Origin of the sequence: Floccifex sp. (assembly GCF_051873495.1) — a bacterium.
Lineage (GTDB): Bacteria > Bacillota_I > Bacilli_A > Erysipelotrichales > Erysipelotrichaceae > Floccifex.
Genome location: NZ_JBJEEX010000005.1, coordinates 1 through 20175 on the forward strand (window position 1 = coordinate 1; position 20175 = coordinate 20175).

Annotated in this window: 23 protein-coding genes; 19 read left to right on the plus strand and 4 right to left on the minus strand. The window is 30.8% G+C overall.

Features of this window, described 5'->3' with window-relative positions:
* Positions 1–153: 153 nt before the first annotated feature.
* The 6 genes from ACI313_RS00175 to ACI313_RS00200 are packed head-to-tail and all read left to right on the plus strand — an operon-like array spanning position 154 to position 4780.
* Complete coding sequence (locus tag ACI313_RS00175; RefSeq protein WP_320104374.1) at positions 154–564, plus strand: PTS sugar transporter subunit IIA; 411 nt, start codon at positions 154–156, stop codon at positions 562–564.
* A gap of 16 nt (positions 565–580) precedes the next feature.
* Complete coding sequence (locus tag ACI313_RS00180; RefSeq protein WP_320607503.1) at positions 581–1048, plus strand: PTS sugar transporter subunit IIB; 468 nt, start codon at positions 581–583, stop codon at positions 1046–1048.
* A gap of 10 nt (positions 1049–1058) precedes the next feature.
* Positions 1059–1838, plus strand: a complete 780-nt coding sequence (locus ACI313_RS00185; protein ID WP_320607502.1) for a PTS mannose/fructose/sorbose/N-acetylgalactosamine transporter subunit IIC — start codon at positions 1059–1061, stop codon at positions 1836–1838.
* Positions 1825–2649: a PTS system mannose/fructose/sorbose family transporter subunit IID gene (locus ACI313_RS00190; protein WP_320607501.1), complete on the plus strand. Its 825-nt coding sequence runs from the start codon at positions 1825–1827 to the stop codon at positions 2647–2649. Before ACI313_RS00185 ends, ACI313_RS00190 begins: the two co-directional genes overlap by 14 nt.
* A gap of 12 nt (positions 2650–2661) precedes the next feature.
* Positions 2662–3657, plus strand: a complete 996-nt coding sequence (locus ACI313_RS00195) for an SIS domain-containing protein (protein WP_320607500.1) — start codon at positions 2662–2664, stop codon at positions 3655–3657.
* A 46-nt stretch (positions 3658–3703) separates the two neighbouring features.
* Positions 3704–4780, plus strand: coding sequence for an SIS domain-containing protein (locus tag ACI313_RS00200; RefSeq protein WP_439755009.1), 1077 nt, complete (start codon positions 3704–3706; stop codon positions 4778–4780).
* Positions 4781–4828: 48 nt separating this feature from the next.
* On the opposite strand, the gene ACI313_RS00205 is transcribed toward ACI313_RS00200, so the two are convergent.
* Positions 4829–5794 (minus strand): hypothetical protein, encoded by a 966-nt coding sequence (locus ACI313_RS00205; protein ID WP_439755010.1) that lies wholly within the window; start codon positions 5792–5794, stop codon positions 4829–4831.
* A gap of 151 nt (positions 5795–5945) precedes the next feature.
* On the opposite strand from ACI313_RS00205, the gene ACI313_RS00210 reads away from it, so the two are divergent.
* The gene (locus ACI313_RS00210) at positions 5946–6866 is read left to right on the plus strand and encodes a hypothetical protein (RefSeq protein ID WP_320608431.1); all 921 of its coding nucleotides are present in this window, start codon (positions 5946–5948) and stop codon (positions 6864–6866) included.
* A gap of 24 nt (positions 6867–6890) precedes the next feature.
* Here the strand turns inward: ACI313_RS00210 and ACI313_RS00215 are convergent, their stop codons facing one another.
* Together ACI313_RS00215 and ACI313_RS00220 are read right to left on the minus strand one after the other, a co-directional pair.
* On the minus strand, positions 6891–7454 hold the full coding sequence (locus ACI313_RS00215) for a TetR/AcrR family transcriptional regulator C-terminal domain-containing protein (RefSeq protein WP_320104433.1): 564 nt from the start codon (positions 7452–7454) through the stop codon (positions 6891–6893).
* Between the two features lie 200 nt (positions 7455–7654).
* Positions 7655–8302: an HAD family hydrolase gene (locus ACI313_RS00220; protein ID WP_439755011.1), complete on the minus strand. Its 648-nt coding sequence runs from the start codon at positions 8300–8302 to the stop codon at positions 7655–7657.
* 108 nt (positions 8303–8410) lie between these two features.
* On the opposite strand from ACI313_RS00220, the gene ACI313_RS00225 reads away from it, so the two are divergent.
* Positions 8411–8947 carry a DnaJ domain-containing protein gene (locus ACI313_RS00225; RefSeq protein WP_320607797.1) on the plus strand — a complete coding sequence of 179 codons (537 nt, stop codon included), beginning with the start codon at positions 8411–8413 and terminating at the stop codon, positions 8945–8947.
* Positions 8948–8973: 26 nt separating this feature from the next.
* Here the strand turns inward: ACI313_RS00225 and ACI313_RS00230 are convergent, their stop codons facing one another.
* A complete protein-coding gene (locus ACI313_RS00230; RefSeq protein WP_439755012.1) occupies positions 8974–9609 on the minus strand; it encodes a hypothetical protein in 636 nt (211 codons plus the stop codon).
* 409 nt (positions 9610–10018) lie between these two features.
* On the opposite strand from ACI313_RS00230, the gene ACI313_RS00235 reads away from it, so the two are divergent.
* The 11 genes from ACI313_RS00235 (at position 10019) to ACI313_RS00285 (ending at position 19960) form a co-directional block, all read left to right on the plus strand.
* A complete protein-coding gene (locus tag ACI313_RS00235; protein WP_439755013.1) occupies positions 10019–10765 on the plus strand; it encodes an HNH endonuclease in 747 nt (248 codons plus the stop codon).
* Between the two features lie 18 nt (positions 10766–10783).
* Positions 10784–11380 carry a class I SAM-dependent methyltransferase gene (locus ACI313_RS00240; protein WP_439755014.1) on the plus strand — a complete coding sequence of 199 codons (597 nt, stop codon included), beginning with the start codon at positions 10784–10786 and terminating at the stop codon, positions 11378–11380.
* Positions 11350–13788, plus strand: coding sequence for a DEAD/DEAH box helicase family protein (locus ACI313_RS00245; protein ID WP_320607801.1), 2439 nt, complete (start codon positions 11350–11352; stop codon positions 13786–13788). Before ACI313_RS00240 ends, ACI313_RS00245 begins: the two co-directional genes overlap by 31 nt.
* A 46-nt stretch (positions 13789–13834) precedes the next feature.
* Positions 13835–14851 (plus strand): BspA family leucine-rich repeat surface protein, encoded by a 1017-nt coding sequence (locus ACI313_RS00250; RefSeq protein ID WP_439755015.1) that lies wholly within the window; start codon positions 13835–13837, stop codon positions 14849–14851.
* A gap of 77 nt (positions 14852–14928) precedes the next feature.
* Positions 14929–15768, plus strand: a complete 840-nt coding sequence (locus tag ACI313_RS00255; protein ID WP_439755016.1) for a sigma-70 family RNA polymerase sigma factor — start codon at positions 14929–14931, stop codon at positions 15766–15768.
* A 93-nt stretch (positions 15769–15861) separates the two neighbouring features.
* Positions 15862–15993 carry a hypothetical protein gene (locus ACI313_RS00260; RefSeq protein ID WP_320607803.1) on the plus strand — a complete coding sequence of 44 codons (132 nt, stop codon included), beginning with the start codon at positions 15862–15864 and terminating at the stop codon, positions 15991–15993.
* Between the two features lie 37 nt (positions 15994–16030).
* Positions 16031–16288 (plus strand): hypothetical protein, encoded by a 258-nt coding sequence (locus ACI313_RS00265; RefSeq protein ID WP_320607804.1) that lies wholly within the window; start codon positions 16031–16033, stop codon positions 16286–16288.
* Between the two features lie 141 nt (positions 16289–16429).
* Positions 16430–16933, plus strand: coding sequence for an HNH/ENDO VII family nuclease (locus tag ACI313_RS00270; RefSeq protein WP_439755017.1), 504 nt, complete (start codon positions 16430–16432; stop codon positions 16931–16933).
* 12 nt (positions 16934–16945) lie between these two features.
* Positions 16946–17329: an SMI1/KNR4 family protein gene (locus ACI313_RS00275; RefSeq protein ID WP_439755018.1), complete on the plus strand. Its 384-nt coding sequence runs from the start codon at positions 16946–16948 to the stop codon at positions 17327–17329.
* Positions 17330–17607: 278 nt separating this feature from the next.
* Complete coding sequence (gene murQ / locus ACI313_RS00280; RefSeq protein WP_439755019.1) at positions 17608–18510, plus strand: N-acetylmuramic acid 6-phosphate etherase; 903 nt, start codon at positions 17608–17610, stop codon at positions 18508–18510.
* A gap of 10 nt (positions 18511–18520) precedes the next feature.
* Positions 18521–19960 (plus strand): PTS transporter subunit EIIC, encoded by a 1440-nt coding sequence (locus ACI313_RS00285; RefSeq protein WP_320104440.1) that lies wholly within the window; start codon positions 18521–18523, stop codon positions 19958–19960.
* Positions 19961–20175: the final 215 nt, after the last annotated feature.

Sequence of the window (20175 nt, forward strand, 5' to 3'; positions counted from 1 at the left end):
ACAACAATAATATCAGAATTTAAAAAGACTGTCGACCACTTTGTCAACAGTCTGTGAAGAAATAGAAATATTTCTTCTTTTTTTTATGAAATTTAGTTCTATGGCACAAAATTTGCTTATAAATAAGTGACGAATACAGAAAGGAGGAAGGCAATGGCAAAGATTATATTTGCGAGCCATGGAGATTTAGCAAAAGGAATGAAAAACTCTGTTTCGATGATTGCGGGTTCGTTGGCAGATGATGTTGAAACATATTGTTTGTATCCAGGAGAAAATCCAACTGATTACTATCAAGAGTTACGCGAAAGAGTTCAAGAGTGTCAGGATCAAGTCATAATTTTAGCGGATATCAAAGGTGGAAGTGTCCATACGGCATTAATGCCATTAACAGTATTTGAAAATGTAGTTTTAATTTCAGGAATGAATATGGCAATGGCATTGGATGTAGTGCTTCAATATCGAGAAGGAATTCAAGAAAGTGAATTTGATGCATTAATAACAGGTTCTCAATCAGGAATTACATTGATGCATGGAATCAAAGAACAAGAAGACGAGGAATTTTAAAAGAGGAGGAGAATATATGATCAAATTATTGCGTGTAGATCATAGATTACTACATGGTCAGGTTGCTTTTTCTTGGAAAGCACATGTTGATGCGGATTGTATTTTAATTGCGAATGATTCAGTTGTTAAAGATGATTTAAGAAAAACATCTTTGAAGTTAGCTAAACCAGCTGGAACAAAATTAGTTATTAAATCAATTAAGGATTCAATTGATTCTATCAATAGTGGGGTCACTGATAAATATAAGTTATTAATTGTGGTTGAATCGATTAAAGATGCATATGAATTAATCAAAAATTGCGGAATTAAAAAATTAAATTTAGGTGGAACTAAGGCTACAAGTGAAACAAGAAATATTTCAAAGGCCATGAATATCACACCAAAAGAAGAAGAACTATTAAAAGATTTAGTTGGTATTGGATGTGATGTTGAAATTCAAATGGTTCCAGATGATCCAGCAATTAAAGTAGAGAAAGTATTATAGGAGGAGAATTATGTTAGTACAAGCAATTTTATTAGGATTGGTTGCGATGCTTGGAAATGCGGAATATTTATTAGGTACAAGCTTATTATCAAGACCAATTGTTATGGGAACTTTAACGGGTATTGTTTTAGGAGATATTCCTACAGGTGTTGCATTGGGTGCAACTCTGGAATTGGCTTTTATGGGTTCATTTTCAATCGGAGCTAGTATTCCACCTGAAATGATTTCAGGTACTGTACTTGGAACTGCTTTTACTATTACAACAGGAGCTGGACCTGAAACAGCTATTACAGTTGGTATTCCAGTTGCTTCATTAGTTTTGATTGCAAAAAATATTGGAATGGTATTTATCCTTCCACCATTTGTTCATAAAGCAGATGATTATGCAGCTAAAGGAGACATGAAAGGTGTCGCAAGAATGCACTTTCTAGGAGGTTTCTTCGGAGTTAACTTAATTATTGGTTTATGTGTTGGTTGTGGTTATTATGCTGGTGGACCTGCTGTAAATGCATTGTTAAGTGTTATTCCTGAATGGGTTAACAATGGATTACAAATTACTATGGGATTACTTCCTGCTATTGGATTTGGATTGTTGTTAAAGATGATTATGAACAAAGAAGTAGCTTGTTTCTTTATTTTAGGATTTGCTTTATCAGTTTATTTAGGAATTCCAACAACAGGAATTGCGATTTTTGGAGTAATTATCGCGATTGTTTTAACACAATTGAAATCAAATAAAGTACAAGGTGAATTAGTACAAGGAGGAAATGACGACGATGACGACTTCTAATAAAAAACAATTAACAAAAAAAGAATTAAATAAAGTATTCTGGAGATCTTTTGGTCTTGAATGGGATTGGAACTATGAAAGACAAATGAATATGGGATATGCCTATTGCATGTTACCTGTAATTGAAAAATTATATGACAATAAAGAAGATCAAATTGAAGCAATGCAACGTCACTTGGAATTCTTCAATACAACGCCTCACTTAGCAACTTTAATTTTAGGTATTAGTGCAGCTATGGAAGAAAGCAATGCCAATGATGAAGACTTTGATACAGAAAGTATTAACAATGTTAAGGTTTCTTTAATGGGGCCTCTAGCTGGAATTGGTGATTCATTTATTTGGGGTACATTACGTATCATTGCGACTGGTATTGGTTTATCGTTAGCAACTAAAGGAAACCTTTTAGGACCAATTTTATTCTTATTAATTTTTAATTTACCTGCTCAAGGACTTCGTTACTATTTGATGAATGCTGGATATAAATTAGGAAGTACATTCTTAACAAAAATTCAACAATCAGGATTAATGAAAAAATTAACTTATGCGGCAAGTGTACTTGGGTTAATGGTTGTGGGAGCTATGACAGCTGAAAACGTTTCAATTAACTTTCCACTTGCATTTGGTACAGGTGATGAAGCAACAACTCTTGGAGATATTTTCAACTCTATCATGCCTGGATTTGCTCCATTGATGTTTACTTTATTTGTTTATTGGTTATTGAAAAAGAAAAATGTTAAAACAACTACTTTATTATTGGTTTGTGTAGCCATTGGTTTAGTTGGATCATTCTTTGGAATTTTAGGAGTATAGGAGGATATAAAAATGATTAAATTTGATGAAAAAGCAAAAATTGATAGTGTAAATGGAGCCTTAGCATTAAGACCAAGAATCAATGAAATCGTTGATGAAATTTGTAAAGATGGATATTCAAATATTTGTTGGTTAGGAATTGGAGGAACATGGGCTAGTAGCATGCAAGCTGTTGTCCATATGAAAGAAATCTCAGGAATCGAAACTTGGGCTGAAAATGCTGCTGAATACTTAACAACAGGAAATAAAAGAATCACAAAAGATACAGTAATCGTTATTTCAAGTGTTACAGGAAATACAGTTGAAGTTGTAGATGCAGTAAAGAAAGCAAAAGCTGTTGGAGCTCGTGTTATTGGGTTTGTGGATGCACCAAAAGCAGAAATCTTAGATTTATCAGACTATAAAATTTCGTATCCAATGAACGAACAATTAAAATTCTTCATGACAGCAGATCGTTTTATGTATAACGCAGGAGAAATGCCTGAGTATGATGAAATGTATGCAGAATATGATGCACATTTAGCACAAGCTTTAGTTGATGTAGAAAAAGCAGCAGATCCATTTGCTCAAGAATTTGCGAAAAAACACTGTGATGATGAAATGCATTACTTTGTAGGAGCTGGAAACCAATGGGGAGCTACTTATTCATATGCAATGTGTTATTGGGAAGAACAATTATGGAAAAAGACAAAATCAATTACAGCTCCTGAATTCTTCCACGGAATGTTTGAAATCATTACACGCGATACACCAGTAACAATTTATGTTGGTGAAGATGCTCAACGTCCTTTATCTGAACGAGTTGTGAATTTCATTCCAAGAATTTGTGCCAACTATACAGTAATTGATACAAAAGATTATGAATTAAAAGGAATTAGTGAAAAATATCGTAAACATTTGTCACATCATGTAATGCATGCTGTAAATAATCGTATCGATGTTCACATGGAAATAGCAACACGTCATCCAATGGAAATCCGTCGTTACTACAGAAGATTAGAATATTAATTTGATACAATAAAAGAGGTGGTTTTCACCTCTTTTGGAGGTTTTTATGGAAAAATATACAATGTTAGACTACATTAAAGAAGCACCTGAAGTTGCTTTAAACAATGTAGAACACTATCAAGAACTTGTAAAACCGCTATTAGATATTGCCAATGAAAAAGAATACAAACGCATTTGGTTAGTCGCAAGTGGTTCAAGTAACAATGCATGTCATTGTGCTAGAGCATTCATGAAAAAAGTATTGCCTATGGATGTTAAGATTATTACACCATATACATTTACTTACTATGAACACGATATTAATGAAGATGATTTAGTTCTTGTTGTAACGCAAAGCGGATATAGCACTAATGCCATTGAAGCAATCAAAAAAATAAATGAATTAAATCACTTATCAATTTGTTTAACTGGAAATGTGAACAGTGATGTAAAAGACTATGCGGATGTAGTCATTGATTATGGAGTTCAAGAAGAATTAGTTGGTTATGTGACTAAAGGAGTTACTTGTTTATGTTTGTTTTTAGTTTTATTTAGTATTGCACAATCAAAACAAACAGACTATCTAGATGAAGTTAAAAAGGCAATTCAAGTAAATCAAAAAACAATTGATAAAACAATGAAATTCATTGAACACAATTATAAAGAACTAACAAGTATGAATTGGGTATATAGTATTGGAGCGGGTTCCAATTATGGAACAGCACTAGAAAGTGCATTGAAAATGGGAGAAACCATTCATATTCCAAGTGCACCATATGAAATAGAAGAATACATTCATGGTCCTAATTTACAATTAACACCACAATATAATGTGTTTATTTATGATGGAAATGACCAAGCAAGTAATCGCGTCGCACAAGTATATTTAGCTACTAAACAAGTCACAAATCGTGTTTTTATGGTAAGTGCAAACACAAATTTTAAAGACGATGATCATGTATTATTGGTTGATAAAGTTTTACCTGAATTATGTCCTATTGCGTATTTACCATTTGTACAACTTGTAAGTTATATTATCTCTAGAGATACCAACCGTATTAAACAACACCCTTTATTAAAGAAATTCAAAAAAATTGCCGCAGCTAAATCTGATAATTTTGTGAATTACGACGAAGATGAATAATTATAAAAGACAAGGAATAATTTACTTCATTCCTTGTCTTATTTTTTATTAACTACAAATTAATTGTCGATATTTTTCTCTTTCATTTTCATTGATGTCCAATAAATCACACACTTTATCAAAACTTTCAGTAAAAGATGACATCAATTTTTTAATTGTTTTGAGTGTCGCAATTTCAATACCTTCACTACGACCAATATCTATTCCTTCAGATCGACCGATATCAATACCTTCACTTCTTCCAATATCAATTCCTTCACTTAGACCGATATTGATTCCTTCACTACGACCAATATCAATTCCTTGACTAATTCCTTTTTCTAAGACAAATTCATGGTAATTACACATCTTGCTTACCTCCTGTTCATCTATGTCCATAATACCATATTTTCTAAGGTTGTTCACATACGCTGCATTTAATCGTTCATCAATTAATTCTTTTGTCATAACTTGAATGGGATGATTAGAATCTGGGTCGTAATACACAAAGATGATATTTCCTTTTTGGGCATATTCTATTTCTATTCCTTGTCCGTTATCAATTGATTTTGTTGAATTTTCAATTAATGAAATTCCTTTATGACTTTTCTTATGCTTCAATACGATCCAAATCGAATAACACTTATAGATTTTGTCATAATATGGATTCTTGTAGTATAGTCCATATTGATTGGCAACGAGTAAACTCGCATAGTGTGTGGCTCTTGATTCTAATTTGTATTCTAAATTGTCTTTTGCTTGTAATTCAATATCAATTAAAATGTATTCATCTTTAGTGGGATGCTTGACTTTGAATAACAAATCAAATACAGCTGTTCCATTGAATTTAAATTCTTTATCCAATCCCTGTAGTCGATTTCCTTTTTCTTCAAATAAAGAAATAATTTCATTAAGTTCTAAGTCTTTATATTCAGGAATTAAGTATTTTAAGTACCGTGCTACAACACCTTTATACGTATTCAGTATTTTTCCAAATGTATCTAGTTGATCTTGTGCATACTTTAATTCATTCATCTTTTTTGCACCTCTTATTATATAATTCGAAAAAAATAGGAAAATGTAAAAATTTATTTTTAAAAAATATTGTTTCTTACCCAAGAATATAAATATGTCCCTTTTGTATTTTGAAATACAAATCTATAATGTGTTAGTAGGAGTTAACAAAATGGAAAATACAGGTTCAAGAGTATTAATTGAAACAGTGGTTAAAAAGAGTATTCAAGAAGCAAAAGTAGATCCTGAGCGTCAGGTTCGTAAGATTGTGGATTTTGCGTTAGAACACAGCAATACCCAGAATAAGAAGCATTTCTTCCAAGTGGCTCATGATATGTTGAAACAAGAGAATTGTCCGTATTATGTGCTTTTAAAGGATACGATTTCTTATGTAGATGCGGATCGTATTTTAAAGTTTGGAATGAATCTTGGTTATAATAGTTGTGTTTATGGTATGAAACAGCTTCATGAAAAGGAACAAGAACAACATACTTGGCTTCCTTGGATGATTCCTTTTAAAGTGAATGATGATTTTATTTCCCATATGGAATCAATAAAAAAAGTAATTGAAGAAGGAAAGAAAACAGGAATTTATACTTATGCATTTGATGTAGGTGAGTATTTTGATGTAGTTGTGCCTTTTATTCAAGACAATGAAGACTGTGCTTTTTTCTTAATTTGTGATTCAAACAAAATCACAACTAAGTTTTTAGATGAATTAGCGTATTTAAAAAATATCATGGTTGTATTGGCTTATAATGAACAAGAACAAGGAATTAGAGAATTACGTGATATGGGTATTCCTTATTCTATTTATTTAAAGTATTCACAAGCAGATTTAGAAAACATTCAAAACGGGGATTTCTTTATGAGTGCCCAACAAGCAAGTCCTTTTTTTACTTTTTTAATTCCAAGTGATGATTGTTTACAATCCGTTCAAGAAAAGGTTTATAACTGTGTAATAGAAGCTCGTAATAAGGGATTATATCATACGATTCCATTTGAATTTATGAAAGATAGTTCTTTAATTGATTTAGCTATTTCAGATGGATTGTATTCGCATACGAATGTAGATTATTATTCATTTAAGTAAAAAAAGAATCGTGAGATTCTTTTTTTATTCCATGTGTTCCATTTCATCAGAAATTGTTGCACAAATTACTTTTGTCAGGTATTTGAGTTTATGTACGAATTCTTTAGAGTCCATACAATTCACATTTCCAATCCAGCGTACCATGGCATCTATAATGGCATCGTTACAGAAATTTAAAACAAAGTCATCGATTTTATCGTTTCCAATGATTTCAGATAAACGATATTTTAATACAGGTTCTAAGAATTCTCTAAAGTGGTCACAAAAAGAGTTTTGTCCTTTTATTTGAAGGGCTTTGCGATAGAATCTACGATTTTCATAAAAGTAATCGCATGTGTCTTCAATTAGTTTCCATCTGTCTTGATAACAATTTATATTTAAATCATTGGAAATGACTTTAATAATTTCACTGTCAAAGATCCAATTAACTAAATCGTATTTGTCTTTAAAGTGATAATAAAAGCTTTTACGACTCATTCCACATCTTTCACAGATTTGTCCTACACTGATTTTATCAAAGGGTATTTCATTCATGAGTTGTTTTAAGGAATTCGATAGAGCTTGTTTTGTTATATTTGATTCTGACATAGTGTCCTCCATTTTAAAAAAAGACAAGACAATCTAAAAAAATAGATAAGTCTTGTCATTTAAGATAATACCAGGATAACTCCAGGATGTTGATATCATCGCACTTTGTGCTGACTACTCCCTTATATAATAGAAGCATACAAAAAATTATTTTTAATTTCAATGTTTATGTTTTTCACAATTTATTGTATTTGTCCAAATTAAATATCTTTTAAAATATCGTCTAAGTGATTATATATTTTATACGCAATGGATTTTACTTCTTCATCGGGTTGTACTAAATCAATAACCATCATTACATCCATACCCGCTCTATGAGCGGATAAAATACCATTTTTAGAATCTTCAATTACTAAACACTGACTTGGATCAATGTTTAATAATTCCGCTGTTTTTAAGTAAATATCAGGAGCTGGTTTTCCATGATTTGTCATGGATCCATCTACAATCACATCAAAGCTATTTTCTAAGTGTTCATATTTTAAATTAAAGTCAATGGCATCACGGTGAGAACTAGAACAAAGGGCAATGCGATATCCTTTTAAACGAATGTTATTAAATAATTGATGTAAATCAGTTTTAGGTAAAGGACCATTCTTTAATTTAAATTCATTCATTTTTTCTTTTCGATACGCATAGACTTCTTGTTCATTCCAATTCTCAGGCATATATTTTTTAAATATAGGCTGTGCACTTTGTCGTGTTCTTCCAATTAATTGAATACAAAAATCACGGGTAATAGGTAAATTAAAGTGTTCTTTAACATCATACCATGCATTTAAAGAAATTTGTTCGGTATCAAATAATGTACCGTCCATATCAAATATAATTGTGTTCCATTTGTTCATGTTTGCTCCTTTTTGGTAAGATTTTGTGAATCCATGTGAAATTAAGTATAAGAATTGACAAATAATAGCTAAAATAATTATAATCTTTTCTGTTTAAGGAGTAAATGAATGAGAGATCCATATGAGGTTTTGGGAGTATCAAGAGATGCTTCTCAAGATGAAATTAAAAAAGCATATCGTAAATTAGCTAAAAAATATCACCCGGATTTAAATCCAGGAGATGAACAAGCGGCTAAGAAAATGAGTGAAATAAATCAGGCTTATGATCAAATTCAAAATCCTAGTAAATACCAACAAACTTATTCGAATCCGTATTCACAACAAGGATATAGTAATCCTTATAGTAATATGAATGGTAATTTTAATGGTTTCCAACAAGGAAATTTTGATCAATTCTTTTTCTATGGTCCATTTGGTTTTTATTCATCGAATATGAATCGACAATATCAAAGCCAACAAACACATTATAGACGAAGAAGAAGTCCGTTTTTCTATTTTATATTATTCTGGTTTATCATGAACTTAGTCATGGGAATCATGCAGAATATCATGTTTAGAAGATATCAAAACACAGATGAATATAGAAACGATGAACAAACAGAACAAAGATATAACTTCGATGATGAAGATGGTATAAGTGCATAAATAAAACAGGAGCGAAAAAATCGCTCCTATTTTAATGAATGATACGTAATCACAATTTTAGCTTCTGAATCATATTTCTTTGAAGAAGAAAGACTTTCTCCATCAATTGTAATCGATTCAATCATACCAGGTTTAATAATCAATCCATAACTTAAATCATGTAAAGGAATACAAGTAATATTACTAAAACCTTTATTACGTAATAATAATTCAACTGTTATATAATTCTTCTTTTCATAGTTATAAGCTTCACTAGGAATCCTTATACCATAGCTAGGTTCTGGTTTTTTATCACTATCATGAAATAGCCAAATATACATTATAACGATAAAAGCCATCATTCCTATCATCATTCCGTGTTCACCAAACAAAAAAGAAATAAAACCAATAATACCTAAAATCATAGAAATCACAATTTTTAACTTTAAAATTGAGTTATATCTTTTCTGATTTTGTTTATCCATTTCCAATTGTTTTAACTTAACCTGATAATCATATTCAGCCTTTTTAACATCCGCTTCATTTACTTCATGGATAATGTGTTCATTTTCATTTTGAACAATAATCTTATTTCCACAATATGCACAATACAATTCTTTTCGATTTTCATCAATTTCTAAATTAGCTCCACAACTAGGACATTCAATTGTTTTAATATTCATTTTTATATCAACCTTTCTTTAAATGAATGTAAAACTGCACGTAACGTGCAGTCAAAGTATTTGTTTATTATTACTTTTTGCCATTCCTTGAAAACCCTTTCGAAAAATTGAAATAAATACTAATTTTGATATAATAAAGTAAAAGAAAAGTAAATATTTATAAGTAACTACACTATGTCTTTTCTTTTAGACACAGTGTTTTTTTTATAAGTAAATGACCGAACTCTATTCGGAATATCAATAATAAAAAGTTGAATATTTATACACAAAAAGTAAAGTAATTAAGTTTATGACAGTGATAGTGTCATATTAAAAGTTATCATAATAACGAATATTGATAGATATTAAATTTTTAAATAGTCAATAAATTGAATGATTCAAAAGTTAGATTTAGCGAAGAAGGGATAATATGGAATTTTTAGAATGGCTTAAAACCACGAAAAAAAGGAATGGAGAGCTTCTAAGTGAGAAAAGCAGTAGTAATTATAATAATGGTTTGAATGAAGTTGTGAAGATTGCTTTAAATAATAACTACATAGATAAAGATTTAAGAGATATGAGTTTATATGAATTAGATCTTGCGATTTCAAAAATTATGGTTTGGCAAGTTTTTATTGATATGAATTTAAAAGGTCATTATATGTATAGCAATTCACTTAAAAAATACCGGTGTTTCAAATATTTGCAGACTGATAAATATAAAGATGAAATCAAGGTTGAGGAACAAATATTAAAAGATGAATCACTGGATGCTACTACAAAAGAAATGGTTATAAAAGCGCGAATAGGACAAGGCTCATTTAGAAATCAATTGATGAAAAAATATGATGGAAAATGCATTATTACGAATGTGTCTACTCCACAAGTTCTCATTGCAAGTCATATCAAGCCATGGGCGGTTTGTGAAAATAGCAAAGAAAGATTATCAGTAAAAAATGGAATTCTTTTGAGTGGAACATACGATAGATTATTTGATAGTGGATTAATGACTTTTAATTTTGACGGTAGTATAAAAACATCTACTATGATAACAGAGGAAGACGCGAAAATATTAAATATAAATGATAAAAAGAAAATTTATAACATAAATTATAATGACGAAATGGAATATTATTTAGATTATCACCATAAATATATTTTTGTTGATAAATACTGATAAAGGAAAAATAACATTATGAATAATCAAACTAAAACAATTGAATATTATAATCAAAATGCACAGTCATTTGTTGATACAACACTAAATGTAGAGTTTCACCATATGCAAGATAAGTTTTTAAGTAAACTTAATAAAGGTGATTTAATTCTAGATTTTGGTTGTGGTTCTGGGCGTGATACAAAATATTTTATAGAACAAGGTTTTTATGTAGATGCCATTGATGGCTCAGAGGAACTTTGTAGATTAGTAAAAGAAAACTTTGGTATTGAAGTAAAACATATGTATTTTCAAGATCTTTGTGAAGTGAATAAATACGATGGTATTTGGGCTTGTTCTTCTATTTTACATTTAGATTTAAATGATTTAGTAGATGTTATGAATAAAATGGAAAAGGCTCTTAAACAAGGAGGAGTTATTTATACTTCATTTAAATATGGAACATTTTCTGGTGAAAGAAATGGAAGATATTTTACGGATATGAATGAAGAACGTTTTATGGCTTTATTGGATAAAACACATAATCTAGTATTAGAAGAACAGTGGATTACTTCAGATGTACGTCCTGGAAGAGAGGAAGAAAAATGGTTCAATGTGATTTTAAGGAAAAAATAGAATCAACGAATGTAATGACTGGAGATGATAATAAATCTAGACAATTGTATTATCAATTAAAAGATAGTTTTGCTCGTGCTAATCAAATTGATATCATTGTATCTTTTTTGATGGAGTCTGGTGTGAAATTGATTCTTAATGATTTAAAAAATGCTTTGGATCGTGGCGTACAAATTCGTATTTTAACAGGAAATTATTTAGGGATTACACAACCATCGGCTCTTTATTTATTAAAAAAAGAATTAAATGATCGTGTTGAAATACGTTTCTATAATGAAGTAAATCGTTCATTTCATCCAAAGTCTTATTTCTTTCATTATGATGATATGAGTGAAATGTATATTGGTTCTTCTAATATTTCTAAAAGTGCATTAACTAATGGAATTGAATGGAACTATCGTTTTAATAGTAAACAAGATAGTAATAGTTTTAATGATTTTTATAATACGTTTTTAGACTTATATGAAAACCATTCTTATGTTTTAGATGATGATCAATTAAAACAATACGCAAAGAATTGGCATAAACCTGCTTTCACAAAACACATTCCTATTGAACCAATTGAAGAAAAAGTATTTGAACCAAGAGGCGCTCAAATAGAAGCTTTGTTTGAATTAGAAAAAACGAGAGAAGAAGGAGCTAATCGTGGTTTAGTTCAAGCTGCAACAGGAGTAGGAAAAACATATTTAGCTGCTTTTGATTCAAAAGATTATAAAAGAGTATTATTTGTTGCCCATAGAGAAGAAATACTAAAACAAGCAGCGGAGTCTTTTAGAAATGTAAGACAATCTGATGATTATGGATTCTTCTATAATAAACAGAAAGACATCGGAAAGTCTGTTATTTTTGCTTCAGTGGCAACATTAGGAAAAAGTGAATATTTAACTGATGAATATTTTAGTCCAGATTATTTTGATTATGTAGTCGTGGATGAATTTCATCATGCGGTTAATGACCAATATATGAATATCATTAATTACTTTAAACCAAAGTTTTTATTAGGACTAACAGCTACTCCTGAAAGAATGGATGGAAGAAACATATATGAAATATGTGATTATAATGTTCCCTATGAAATTACTTTAAAAGATGCGATTAATAGAGGAGACCTTGTACCATTTCATTACTATGGAATCTATGATGAAACTGATTATTCTAATTTACGCTTATTTAAAGGAAAATATCGGGAAAAGGATTTGGATGAAAAATATATCGGGAATGAAAAACGATATGATTTAATATACAAATATTATAAAAAATATAAATCGAGTAGAGCACTGGGGTTTTGTAGCTCGCGAAAACATGCTGAAGAAATGGCTAAACAATTCTGTAAAAGAGGAATTAAATCTGTAGCTGTTTATAGTGATGCCAATGGTGAATTTTCAGAAGAAAGAAACATTGCGATTAATAAACTAAAAAATGAAGAAATCCAAGTCATTTTCTCAGTGGATATGTTTAATGAAGGCGTAGACATTGCTCAACTTGATATGGTCATGTTTCTTAGACCAACGGAATCACCTGTTGTATTTCTACAACAATTAGGAAGAGGACTAAGAATCAGTGAAGGAAAACAATATTTAAATGTTCTAGATTTTATTGGAAACTATGAAAAAGCAGGAAAAGCTCCTTTTTTATTAAGTGGACAAGAACAAACAAGTAACGCGAAAGTATTTAATCAATATGATTTTGACTATCCAGATGATTGTATCGTTGACTTTGACATGAGATTAATTGATTTATTCAGGGAAATGGATAAACGTACAATGTCTGTTAAAGAACAAATACGACAAGAATATTATAAAGTTAAAGAAATATTAAATGGAAAAGTACCTACACGAGTAGAACTGTTTACATACATGGAAACAGAAGTATATGAATATTGTTTAAAACACTCTAAAGAAAATCCATTTAGACAATATTTAGATTTTCTACATGAAAATAATGAATTAACGGTTGAAGAAGAACAATTATACAACAGTATAGGAAAAGACTTCTTAGATGTAATTGAAAAAACAGACATGGTAAAAGTCTATAAAATGCCAATTCTATGTAGTTTCTATAACGAAGGAAACATTAAACTAGCAGTTACTGATAAAGATGTATTAAAAAGCTGGAAAGAGTTCTTTGATCACGGAAATAACTGGAAAGACTTCTCAGCAAATATTACATATGAAAAATATAAAGAAATGACAGATAAACAACATCTTACAAAAGCTAAGACAATGCCAATTAAATTCTTAAAAGCATCAGGAAATGGATTCTTTATTGAAAAAGAAGGCTATGCACTAGCTATAAGAGATGATTTAAATGATGTAATACATCTACAATCATTTAAAAACCATATGAAAGACATCATAGAATATCGTACGATGGACTATTATCGAAGAAGATACGAAAATAGGAAGTAATATATTTTATGCAAAGTTTACTTATTTGAGAAAGGGGATAAGTGGCTTGAAAAGTATTATTGTTAAAACTCCGATGAAAACACTTTATGGTATTCAACATGTTGAATACGATATTACTGAATTTGAAATAATGAGTGACTTGAACCGGATTGAATATCTGCATTATATTGGAGATGGGAAAAACATTAAAAATCCAAAAGGGAATATATCATGCTATTCGATGTTTAAAGACTGTGAAAATGAAACGCTTGATTTGTCTTCGTTTGATACACAAGACATTAGAAATATGAATTCTATGTTTTACAATTGTAATAATATTAAAATGCGAGATTTATCAAATTTTGATACTTCAAGAGTAGAAAACATAGATTATATGTTTGATGGATGCAACTGTTTAGAAACACTTTATTTTCCAGGATTATCAAGCTGTAAATTGAAAAATGTGGGGCAGGTGTTTGACGGTTGTTCGAATTTGAAAATATTTTCTAAAGATGGCTTTATTACTTTAATTAATTTGAGAACATTTTATGGAAATTGCTGTATAGAATATGATTCACTTAACTTTGAAATAAAATACGATTATTCTGGATATGGCTATTTACATTATATTGGTGATGGAGAGAATGTTATAAACCCAAAAGGTAATATTACATGTTATCGTATGTTTGAGAATTTTAGTGGAATTTCGCTTGACCTATCTAAATTTGATAGTTCAAAAGTTGTGGATATGTCAAAGATGTTTTCAAATTGTTCTTCTTTGAAACATTTAAATATAGTTTGTTTAAATACGAGCAAGGTTGAAAATATGAGTGACATGTTTTTCAACTGCAAAAATTTAAGTAATTTAGATTTATCTAATTTTGATACATCAAAAGTAAAATCTATGCATAGTATGTTTGAAAAGTGTTTGAAATTAGAATATTTGGATTTGTCTTCATTCACTACAAATAACTTGTTAGACATGAGTAAAATGTTTAAAAAATGCAGAAATTTGAAAAAATTAAACTTAATAAATTTTAATACATACTATATACGGATGTTTTTGATAGAAAAGAAAGTCTAGATGATGTTATTAAAGTTCAAAGATGTCGTAAAGAGTATGAAAACAATGATTATTATGAGCGCCTATATAAAGAAATCTTGAATGAATATCCTGAGTTTATTAATCTAATATACTACATAAAAAATGTAAATTCAGAAAAGCTAGAAGAATCGATATATTTAAATGAAGAAATGATACAAGATAGACAATGTGTCGTGAAATATCTAGCTGATATTTATTTGAAACGTGTATTAAAAATATCGTATAAGGTAACTAAGCAAACTAAAATAGAGCTTAATGAAACTTTTTCTTTAGGAATTATTGGTTTTATGAAATGTATAGATAATTATTTTTTTCCAGAGCCGGATAATAACTACTATAAATATTGTTCTTTTGATAACTATTTTTCTACCCGAGTTAAAAGATATATATTAGACAATTATACTATCGAAAATAATTATTTAAGTCTCAAAGAAAATACCATGAAGAAAATGAGAGCCTTTAAGATACTTTTAGATGATTTTTTAGAATATGAAAAAATAAGTATTGAAGATGTTGAAATTTATAAAGATGGATTGATTAGTTTTATATCTCAAAAGGATAATAAGTTGTACTACGATCATGAAGAAATAGATTTTTTTATAAGTTGTATTCAAAATAATGTTGAAATGATAGACAACTATAATCAAGAAAAGAAATATATGACAAATCAGTCAATTTTTAGAGAAGCTATTAATTACATTTTAGAGTATCTTAATGAAAATGAAGAAAAAATATTAAGAATGAGATATGGTCTAGATGATGGTATTCCAATGACATTAGAACAGATTAGTAGTGTAATTGGACTTACTAGAGAACGCGTTCGCCAAATTGAAAAAGAAGCTGTTGAAAAATTAAGAAGTCCGTATTACATCAAAATATTAAAAAATTATATTTAAAAAGGAATTAATTAATAAATGTTGAATAATAAAAATAAAATCTTAGACATATATTGATAACAATCATATCATACTATAAGGGGGGGTGAAAAAATGACCAGAGAAGAATTGAAGGAGCAGATTGACGAGCTGATGAGACAGTATGCCGACGAAGAAATTGATGGGGATACATATGCGCAAAAGATGATGGAGCTGACCACATCCGCTCAGAACGATAATGACTAAACTTGATTATTTGATAATAAGGTGAGGAGGCGAAACTATGCCTTACAATTACAAGGGGGATTTGAATAAAAGAGGAATCGTAAAAAAACTGCAGGATATGGGACTGGATGTTAAAAGCGTAAATGCTCTTAACAAAATCATGGAAAAAATGGGTTTGCTCATTCATTACGGCAACGGTTGGGGAACAACTGATGCAGGAGCTAAGTTTTCAATGTGGCATAAAGGTGTATTAAATTCCGACGCATGGCATCCGGAACTCGTTGATGAGATTGCAAAGTTTCTGAAGAACAAATAAAAACTAAAAGAACGCCTCACCGCTGGCATCAAAACCAGTAGTGAGGCGTTCGTGCGTTTATGGGATTATGCTTGGATTTCCTGTCTGTTCTTAAAGGTGAAGTGGATGTCGTCGATGCTGTAGACGGTGTCAAAACCCACCATGCTGTGCCAAATTTCGAGGGGAGAAGCTAAAGGTAGTTCTCTTTATGGAGAATCGAAACAAACCGCATTTACAATAAATGAATATGCAAAAATTCAGAAAGAGTCAGGATATCCTGTGGATGTGATTAAGCAATTTCATACAATTGAAGAATACGATGTTGTGTTTAAAAAGGCAAACTTAAAATCTGTAATGGTTGGAGATAAAAGTGCATTAGTGAGATTTGACATAGATCTAAACCGAAAAGATTCGAAAGGAAGAACAAATCTTGAACGAATGAAACAAGGATTAGCTCCTAAAGATTCAAAAGGGTTATCATATGAATTGCATCATGTTGGACAAAAGAAAGATGGAACACTCGCTATTTTGACTCAAGAAGAACACGATAATAAAGCAATTCATGGTTTTTTAAAGCGGACAGAAGCACATGCGGAAGGAACTAATTGGAATTCAGAAAGAAGAGCGTTTTGGAAAAATTATGCCGAACTAATAGAAATGAGCTAGGAGATATTTATGATGAAAAAATTGACAGAAGTTATGAGGGAAAAACCTTATTTTTATGCAGAACAATCGGCAACATTTGCTCAGATTGAACAAGCAGAGGAAGAACTTGGACTGAAATTTGCAAAAGAATATAAGGAGTATGTTTTAGAATATGGAGCAGCTTCTTTCGATGGTCATGAGCTTACAGGATTTAGTGATGATGAATATTTATGCGTAGTCAATGTGACTGAGAATAATAGGAAGGTACATAAAGTTAATTCTAGTTTATATGTTGTTGAAGGAGCACATATTGATGGAATTGTTGTGTGGCAAGATTCAGAAGGATATATTTATGAAACATCACCGGGCGTAGCTCCTAAAAAAATTGCAAATAGTTTAATTGAATATATTGAATAATGATTTTTCACTACATATTTAGAAAAATAATGAAGTGACATGAAATGATGATTGGTTTAAGGACCGGTCATCTTTTTTATTATGCCCTCAATTGTTTAATTTTTCTTCTCACATTGCTGTAATTGTTTCATATTTTTGATGAAACGTTCAAAATGATACCGTTTACAGAAACATTGTTTCATAATAATGTCAAAGTGTAGAAATAATTTTTTATTAATGTTAACATGACAATGGTTGGTGTAAGAGCTCAAAACACTATGAAATTGAAGGGAGTTAACATGTTAAATCTGAATGGATTCACAACTGAATCTCGTAATGAAAATACAATGGAACTCGATCAAATGTCTTCTTTAGAAATTGTAAGTGCAATGAATAACGAAGATAAAAAAGTTCCAGAAGCAATTGAAAAAATCCTTCCTAACATTGCTCAAGTCGTTGATAAAGTAACTGAAGCTTTTGAAAACGGTGGAAGACTTGTGTATGTAGGAGCGGGAACAAGTGGTCGTTTAGGCGTATTAGATGCATCGGAATGTCCACCTACATATGGAGTTGATCCAGGAATGGTAGTGGGATTAATTGCTGGTGGTGACTATGCTTTAAGAAATGCGGTGGAAGGTGCCGAAGACAATCGTGAATTAGGAAAAGAAGACTTAGAAAAAATCAATTTTTCTAATAAGGATGTCTTAGTTGGTATTGCAGCAAGTGGACGTACACCTTATGTATTAGGTGCTATGGAATATGCCAAGAATCAAGGAGCCTTTGTTGCTTCTATTAGCTGTAATGCCAATTCAGCTATGTCACAAGCAGCAGATATTGCTCTTGAAGTGATTGTAGGACCAGAGGTATTAACGGGGTCTTCTAGATTAAAAGCTGGAAGTGCACAAAAAATGGTTTTAAATATGATTACCACGGCTTCTATGGTACGCATTGGAAAAGCCTATCAAAACTTAATGATTGATGTAATGCAATCAAATGAAAAATTAGAGAGAAGAGCCGAAAACATCGTTATGGAATCAACGGGTGTTGATCGACAAGAAGCAAGGGAAACATTAAATAAAGCCGATAATTCATGTAAAGTGGCCGTTGTTATGATTTTAACAGGTTCAACTTCACAAGAGGCAAAGGAATTATTAAATGAAGCGAAGGGACATGTAGCCCAAGCCTTAAAAATAAAGAAATAGGAGAGTTTTTATGAACGACAAACAATTATTAGATAAAATCTTTGAGTTTGTTGGTGGAAAAGAAAACATTACTGCAGCTACCAACTGTATGACTCGTTTAAGATTAGATGTTAAAAGTGATAATGAAATCAATGAAGAAGAATTGAAAAAAGTTGAAGGCGTTTTAGGAATTGTTCATGATAAAGCAAACTACATTGAAGTTGTAGTGGGTCCTGGAAAATGTCGTAAACTAGCTGATATGTGCCAAGAAATGGGAATTCCTGCTAGTAAAGTCGCAACCGATAATGACTGGCAAGAAAATAAAAAAGCCGTTAAACAAAATCAAAAAGAAAGTAAGATTAAATCAATGTTTAAAACATTCGGTGAAATCTTTATTCCATTATTACCAGGTGTAATCGCTGCTGGTTTATGTGCTGGTATCGCATCATTAATTGCACAAGTATATCCTGGATATGCAGATCACAAAGTATTAGTTGTGATTCACACATTATTATCATTAATCAACCAAGCAATGCTTGCTTACTTAACAGCATGGGCTGGATACAGAGCTGCTGAAAAATTCGGTGGAACACCAATTTTAGGTGGTATGCTTGGAATGATCACATCATTAGATGGAATCAACGTTATTTCTCAAACAATTGGATTATATAATGAAGCACAACCATTAGATGCCATTTTAAGAGCAGGTCGTGGTGGTGTATTAGCTGTTGTTATTGGTGCATGGGTATTAGTTAAAGTTGAAAAATTCATCCGTAAACGTATGCCAGATAGCTTAGACATCGTATTCACACCATTATTAACATTAATTTGTACATTAGTTCCATATATCTTAATCGTAATGCCAGCAACAGGATTCATTTCAACAGCATTAGTTAAAATCGTTGAAGTTGTATGTATGTCAAGTAACCCAGTTGTTCGTGTATTTGCTGGATTTATTTCTTCTGCATTGTTCTTGCCAATGGTTGCCATGGGAATGCACCACGGATTAGTTGCTCTATATACAGTTCAATTAGAAGCATTAGGATATGTAACATTATTCCCAGCCTTAGCAATGGCCGGAGCAGGACAAGTAGGAGCTGCTATCGCTATTTATTTCAAATGTAAAAAGACAAACAACGGAAGATTGAAAAAAGTCATCTCTGGTGCTTTACCAGCTGGTTTCTTGGGAATTGGTGAACCACTAATTTATGGGGTTACTCTTCCAATGGGTAAACCATTCATCACAGCTGGAATCGGAGCTGGATTCGGTGGAGCCTTCGTTATGGCTATGCAAGTTGCTGCCACAACTTGGGGACCATCTGGTTTATTAGCAACTTTCGTAATGACTGCTGGACCACATGGTGTAACTACAACAATGATCTACTACTTAATTGGATTGGTAATCTCTTATGTAATGGGATTCATTGTCACAAATATTTTTGTTAAAGACGAAGAAGTATCACAAGCTTAATCAAAAGTGTGGCACAAATGCCACACTTTTTGTCTAGGAGGATTTATGTTAGGACAATCAATTTATATATCAAAATTCGATGAAACTTTTATTCCTAAAGATGAAGTCGACATTTATTTTACTAGTTTTCACATTCAAGAAGAATTCAATGACCAGTTTAGTACAAAAGCTAAAAGTCTATTGAAAATCTTAAATGAATATCATAAAACCGTTAT

Bases quoted from the DNA above. Each gene is read 5' to 3' on its own strand.
- ACI313_RS00205 (WP_439755010.1), bottom strand. From the start codon at position 5,794: ATGAATGAATTAAAGTATGCACAAGATCAACTAGATACATTTGGAAAA.
- ACI313_RS00275 (WP_439755018.1), top strand. From the start codon at position 16,946: ATGAAAAAATTGACAGAAGTTATGAGGGAAAAACCTTATTTTTATGCA.
- ACI313_RS00285 (WP_320104440.1), top strand. From the start codon at position 18,521: ATGAACGACAAACAATTATTAGATAAAATCTTTGAGTTTGTTGGTGGA.
- murQ (WP_439755019.1), top strand. From the start codon at position 17,608: ATGTTAAATCTGAATGGATTCACAACTGAATCTCGTAATGAAAATACA.
- ACI313_RS00195 (WP_320607500.1), top strand. From the start codon at position 2,662: ATGATTAAATTTGATGAAAAAGCAAAAATTGATAGTGTAAATGGAGCC.
- ACI313_RS00270 (WP_439755017.1), top strand. From the start codon at position 16,430: ATGCTGTGCCAAATTTCGAGGGGAGAAGCTAAAGGTAGTTCTCTTTAT.
- ACI313_RS00200 (WP_439755009.1), top strand. From the start codon at position 3,704: ATGGAAAAATATACAATGTTAGACTACATTAAAGAAGCACCTGAAGTT.
- ACI313_RS00210 (WP_320608431.1), top strand. From the start codon at position 5,946: ATGGAAAATACAGGTTCAAGAGTATTAATTGAAACAGTGGTTAAAAAG.
- ACI313_RS00235 (WP_439755013.1), top strand. From the start codon at position 10,019: ATGGAATTTTTAGAATGGCTTAAAACCACGAAAAAAAGGAATGGAGAG.
- ACI313_RS00220 (WP_439755011.1), bottom strand. From the start codon at position 8,302: ATGAACAAATGGAACACAATTATATTTGATATGGACGGTACATTATTT.
- ACI313_RS00190 (WP_320607501.1), top strand. From the start codon at position 1,825: ATGACGACTTCTAATAAAAAACAATTAACAAAAAAAGAATTAAATAAA.
- ACI313_RS00245 (WP_320607801.1), top strand. From the start codon at position 11,350: ATGGTTCAATGTGATTTTAAGGAAAAAATAGAATCAACGAATGTAATG.
- ACI313_RS00175 (WP_320104374.1), top strand. From the start codon at position 154: ATGGCAAAGATTATATTTGCGAGCCATGGAGATTTAGCAAAAGGAATG.
- ACI313_RS00215 (WP_320104433.1), bottom strand. From the start codon at position 7,454: ATGTCAGAATCAAATATAACAAAACAAGCTCTATCGAATTCCTTAAAA.
- ACI313_RS00230 (WP_439755012.1), bottom strand. From the start codon at position 9,609: ATGAATATTAAAACAATTGAATGTCCTAGTTGTGGAGCTAATTTAGAA.
- ACI313_RS00260 (WP_320607803.1), top strand. From the start codon at position 15,862: ATGACCAGAGAAGAATTGAAGGAGCAGATTGACGAGCTGATGAGACAG.
- ACI313_RS00180 (WP_320607503.1), top strand. From the start codon at position 581: ATGATCAAATTATTGCGTGTAGATCATAGATTACTACATGGTCAGGTT.
- ACI313_RS00265 (WP_320607804.1), top strand. From the start codon at position 16,031: ATGCCTTACAATTACAAGGGGGATTTGAATAAAAGAGGAATCGTAAAA.
- ACI313_RS00185 (WP_320607502.1), top strand. From the start codon at position 1,059: ATGTTAGTACAAGCAATTTTATTAGGATTGGTTGCGATGCTTGGAAAT.
- ACI313_RS00225 (WP_320607797.1), top strand. From the start codon at position 8,411: ATGAGAGATCCATATGAGGTTTTGGGAGTATCAAGAGATGCTTCTCAA.
- ACI313_RS00240 (WP_439755014.1), top strand. From the start codon at position 10,784: ATGAATAATCAAACTAAAACAATTGAATATTATAATCAAAATGCACAG.